This is a genomic window from Caulobacter sp. B11 (assembly GCF_002737765.1).
GTDB lineage: Bacteria > Pseudomonadota > Alphaproteobacteria > Caulobacterales > Caulobacteraceae > Caulobacter.
Window position 1 is genome coordinate 1 of record NZ_PEGG01000309.1, and the last position, 4857, is coordinate 4857.

Annotated in this window: 6 protein-coding genes; 2 read left to right on the forward strand and 4 right to left on the reverse strand. The window is 68.0% G+C overall.

Features of this window, described 5'->3' with window-relative positions:
• Nucleotides 1-57 precede the first annotated feature (57 nt).
• From CSW58_RS11715 to CSW58_RS11730, 4 genes are all read right to left on the reverse strand, one after another.
• The gene (locus CSW58_RS11715; RefSeq protein ID WP_099447408.1) at nt 58-525 is read right to left on the reverse strand and encodes a peptidylprolyl isomerase; all 468 of its coding nucleotides are present in this window, start codon (nt 523-525) and stop codon (nt 58-60) included.
• A gap of 33 nt (nt 526-558) precedes the next feature.
• Entirely contained in the window at nt 559-1410 is an 852-nt protein-coding gene (locus CSW58_RS11720) for a peptidylprolyl isomerase (protein WP_099447403.1), read from the reverse strand.
• Nucleotides 1407-2222 (reverse strand): peptidylprolyl isomerase, encoded by an 816-nt coding sequence (locus CSW58_RS11725; RefSeq protein ID WP_099447404.1) that lies wholly within the window; start codon nt 2220-2222, stop codon nt 1407-1409. The genes CSW58_RS11720 and CSW58_RS11725 overlap by 4 nt, the downstream gene beginning before the upstream one ends.
• Before the next feature lie 125 nt (nt 2223-2347).
• Nucleotides 2348-3148 carry a TOBE domain-containing protein gene (locus CSW58_RS11730; RefSeq protein ID WP_099447405.1) on the reverse strand — a complete coding sequence of 267 codons (801 nt, stop codon included), beginning with the start codon at nt 3146-3148 and terminating at the stop codon, nt 2348-2350.
• 109 nt (nt 3149-3257) lie between these two features.
• Between CSW58_RS11730 and modA the strand changes: the two genes are divergently transcribed.
• Together modA and modB are read left to right on the forward strand one after the other, a co-directional pair.
• A complete protein-coding gene (modA, locus tag CSW58_RS11735; RefSeq protein WP_099447406.1) occupies nt 3258-4013 on the forward strand; it encodes a molybdate ABC transporter substrate-binding protein in 756 nt (251 codons plus the stop codon).
• Nucleotides 4014-4019: 6 nt separating this feature from the next.
• Nucleotides 4020-4682: a molybdate ABC transporter permease subunit gene (gene modB, locus CSW58_RS11740; RefSeq protein WP_099447407.1), complete on the forward strand. Its 663-nt coding sequence runs from the start codon at nt 4020-4022 to the stop codon at nt 4680-4682.
• The last annotated feature ends 175 nt before the right edge of the window (nt 4683-4857 follow it).

Below are 4857 nucleotides of genomic sequence, written 5' to 3' on the forward strand. Positions count from 1 at the left end.
CCCTGGCACGGGCCGCCCCTAACGAAAAAGGCCCCGGTTTCCCGGGGCCCTTCAGATCTATGCGTCAGCGGCGATCTTGGCGCTGACGATCTTGCCCGGCTCGCGCGGCGGCTCGCCCTTGGGCAGGGCGTCGACGAAGTCCATGCCGTCGGTCACCTGGCCCCAGACGGTATATTGGCCGTCCAGGAAGGTCGCGTCATCCAGGCAGATGAAGAACTGGCTGTTGGCCGAGTTGGGATCGGGCGTGCGGGCCATCGAGCAGACGCCGCGCACATGCGGCTCCTTGGAGAACTCGGCCTTGATGTCCGGCTTGGCCGAACCGCCGCGACCGGTGCCGGTCGGATCGCCGCCCTGGGCCATGAAGCCCGGGATCACGCGGTGGAAGACCACGCCGTCATAGAAGCCCTCGCGGACCAGTTCTTTGAGGCGCTCGACATGGCCCGGAGCCAGATCGGGGCGCAGCTTGATGGTGACCGTGCCGGTCTCAAGCGTCAGCAGCAGGGTGTTTTCGAGGTCAGCCGACATGGTCATCCCTTGGATTATGATGTTCCGGGGCTTCTAGCCCGCTTTCGCCGGAACGGAAACCTCGACCGGCAGTTCGATGTCGCAGACCGAGAAATCAGCGCCCCTCGCCTTGCGGGTCTTGGCGACGGTACGGGCGAAGCGCGGGCTGGCGGTGTCGAGCACCCGCACCATGGGCCGCTCGGCCTGCGGGATGTCCGACAGCAGCCGTACGGTCTGCATGGCGTCCTGCGGCGCGGGCACGGGCTCGCCTGTCTTGATTGCCCGCACAGCCTCAAGTCCCGACAGCACACGGCCAAAGGCGGTGTAGCGCTTGTCCAGCGAGATATAGGGCTGGCGCATCAGGAAGAACTGGCTGTTGGCCGAATTGTTGTCGTCATCGCGGGCCATGCCGACTACGCCGGGGCAATAGGTGCCCCAGGCGGCCACCTTCTTGTCGCTGGTCACCGCGCTCCAGCTCCAGTGCTGGCTGATCACCGGCAGGGCCTTGACGAAGCCGACCTGGGTCCCGGCCGGCTCGGCCACGGCCACGAAACCGCTGGCGGCGTCGCGGCGGAAGGTGAACTCGGCCTTGAGGTTAGGCTTCTTCGTGCCGCCCTCGCCGGTGTTGTCGGGATCGCCCGTCTGGGCCATGAACCGGTCGATCACCCGGAAGAAAGTGCGGCCATTATAGACGCCCTCGCGGGTCAATTCCTGGAATCGCGCCACGTGCAAAGGCGCCGCCTCGGCGACCAGTTCGACGATCACCCGGCCCTGGGTGGTGTCGATCACCACCACGGTGTCCGGATCCGGCGTGCGCCACACGTCGGGCTTGGGCGCGGCCAAGACGGAGTGCGCGCCGGCGGTCGAGACCAGCAGGGCCAGGGCAAAGGGAATCAGAGCGTTCATTTCACCTGCACCGGAATTTCAACGTCACAGAGGGTGAAGGCCACGCCCAGTTCGGCGCGACGCTTGTCGACCAGGGCGGCGAAGGCCTTGCCGCGGGTGTCCATCACCTGGACGACCGGGCGCTGGGCGGCGGGAAGGTCGGCCAGCAGGCGTACGGTCAGCATCTTGTCCTGCGGGGCCGCGACCGGTTCGCCGGCCTTGATGGCGCGGATGACCTCCAGGCCGGTCAGGGCCCGACCGAAGGCGGTGTAGGTCTTGTCCAGCGAGGGATAGGCCTGGCGCATGAAGAAGAACTGGCTGTTGGCGCTGTCGGGCGGGGTAGCGCGGGCCATGCCCAGCACGCCGGGACAGAAGGCCCCCCAGGCCCCGACCTTGCCGTCGGCCATCATGGCGGCCAGAGCGCTGTTCTGACTCCAGACGGGCAGCGCCCCGACAAAGCCCACCTCGGTGGAACCGATCTTGCCGGCCGGCGCATAGGAAGCGCCGCGCCGGAAGGTGAACTCCGCCGTCAGGTCCGGCTTGTCCGAGCCGCCGCCGCCGGTGTTGTCGGGGTCCCCCGTCTGAGCCATGAAGCTGTCGATGACCCGGAAGAAGCTCAGCCCGTCATAGAATCCAGCCTGGGTCAGTTCGCGGATTCGGGCCACGTGGTTGGGCGCGGTCTCCGGCGACAGCTCGGCGATGATCCGCCCCTTGCTGGTTTCCACCACCAGAACGTTTTGCGGGTCCGGCGTGCGCCAGTCGGAAACCGTCTGGGCCGAGGCGGCCGAGGTCGCGACGAGCGCAAGGGCGATGGCGGTGGACGCAAGCTTCATGAAGTTCCCCGAACAGGCCGATCCAGCGGCGTAGAACGCCGGGACGCGGACGACAAGTGCATCCCGGTTGAAGCCGATGATTCCGGCGACTTTCCGGCGGTCCTCCCGCTTGAACGTGGATGGACCTATTCGACGGCCAAAAGAACGTCCGAGGGCTGGATCCGCGCCGTGACCCGGTCGCCGATCATCAGGCGCCCCGTGTCGGCCGCCTCGCGCCGGATCGTCGCGACCAGGGCGCCGCCGTCGCCGAGGGCCAGGGTGATCTCGCTGACCGTTTCGCCGTCCTGGCGATCGGTGATCACGCCCTCGAGGGCGTTGTCGCCGGCCTGAGCGTCCACCGCGCCCGCCAGGGTGACGACGCTGGACTTGACCAGGGCGATCACCGGCTTGCCGATCGCCAGGTCCAGGTCATCCAGGCTGCGGCGCGTGATCCTCGACACCAGATCAGCGCCCTCGCCCAGCGACAGCGTCACGCGCGCCGTGACCGCCTCGCGATCGATCCGGACCACCACGCCGCGCAGGGCGTTGCGGGCGCTGGTGCGCATGCCGGGGGACCAAACCAACGGGCCGGGCTCGGCCCTGGTCGATCGCTCCAGACCCGCCTCAAGTCGAGAAAGGGCGGCGGCGATCTCTCGCTCGACCTCGCGAAAGGCCCGGACCACGGCATGTCCCCGGGGAGTCACCGCCACCGCGCCGCCAGACCGACCACCCGGGCGCGCGACGACCAGCGGCGCGTCAAACAGCGTGTTGAGCGCCTGCACCCCGTCCCAGGCGCCCTTGTAACTTAGGCCCAGCCGCTGGGCGGCGGCGGTGATCGAGCCCAGCTCGGCGATCGCCTCGACCAGGGCGATCCGCTCCAGCCCGACCCGAGCCGCCGCGCCGCGCCGTACGGTCAGACTGGCGCTGAGATCGCCGTCCACGGACATCTGGAGCCTCGCACGAATGGGCCTGCCCGGCCTGGGAAAATAGCGTTATGTAGTCAAACTACATATCCAATTGGCGCCGTCGGCGCCACGTCCGATCGCGAGCCCGCCTATGCTGAATCCTCGGTCGCGCCTGGTCGCCGTCCTGCTCTGGGCCCTGTCCCTGACGGCCGGACCGGCGGTTGCGGGCGAGGCCCGGATCGCCGTCGCCGCCAATTTCACCGAACCGGCCCAGGTGCTCGCCGCGCGGTTTAGGACCAGGACCGGCCACAGGGTCACGCTGAGCTTCGGATCTTCAGGGCAACTGTACGGCCAGATCGCCAACGGCGCCCCCTTCGACGCCTTCCTGTCGGCCGACGCCGAACGTCCGCTGCGGACCGAGGCCGAAGGCCTGGCGATGGTCGGCGCGCGCTTCACATACGCCACCGGACGGCTGGTGCTGTTCAGCAGGACGCCAGGTCTGGTCGACGCCAAGGGGGCCGTGCTGGCCAAGGGCGGATTTGAAAAGCTGGCCATCGCCGATCCCAGGACCGCGCCCTATGGCCGTGCGGCCATCGAGACCCTGGCGAGCCTGAAGGTCGACGGTCGACTCCGAACCCGGCTCGTCACCGGGGCCTCGATCACCCAGGCCTATCAGTATGTCCAGACCGGGGCGGCGGAGCTGGGATTCGTGGCCCTGTCGCAGGTGGTCAACACGCCCGGCGGCTCGCGCTGGATCGTGCCGGCCGCGCGCCACGCCCCGATCGACCAGCAGGCCGTGCTGCTGAAGACCGGGGCCGACAACACCGCCGCCAAGGCCTTCCTCATCTTCCTGAAGAGCCGCGAGGCCAAGGCGATCATCCGCCGCTATGGCTATGAGGCGGGTTAGGCGGGCATGATCGAGGTCGTCTGGCTCACGGTGAAACTGGCGGGGATCACCACGATCCTGCTGCTGATCCTGGCCACGCCCCTGGCCTGGTGGCTAGCCCGGGGGGCGTCGCCCTGGAAGCCGATGGTCGGCGCGATCGTCGCCCTGCCGATCGTGCTGCCGCCGACGGTGCTGGGCTTCTACCTGCTGATCGCCCTGGGGCCCCACAGCCCGCTGATGACCCTGCTGCATCCGTTCGGTGTACGCACCCTGGCCTTCACCTTCAGCGGCCTGGTGATCGGCTCGCTGATCTATTCCCTGCCCTTCGCGGTACAGCCGCTGCGCAACGCCTTCATCGCCATGGGGGATGAGCCGCTGGAGGCCGCCGCGACCCTCGGGGCGTCGCGCTGGGAGGCGTTCCGGCGGGTCGCCCTGCCCCAGGCTCGCCCTGGCTATGCGGTCGCCGCCATCCTTTGCTTCGCCCATACGGTGGGGGAGTTCGGCGTGGTGATGATGCTGGGCGGCGGCATACCCGGCCAAACCCAGGTGCTGTCGATCGAGATCTACCGGCTGGTCGAGACCCTGGACTGGAGCAAGGCCCATTGGCTTTCCGGTGGGCTGTTGGCCTTCGCCTTCCTGGTGATGCTGAGTCTCTTGTTGCTCGAGCGCAGGGCGACCGTGGAGCGGTAATCGTCCGCCCTCGGCGGAGGCCAATCATTTCGCACCGCAACATTCCTTCCACAGCCCCCTTGCGCTTTTCAGGCTGTTTTGGCCTCCTTAGGCGACCCATCGGACCGCATTTCGCCGCCGCCTCATCGGCATCCCGGAGAAAAAGGTCTAATCTCAAGACATAAGACCAAGAACA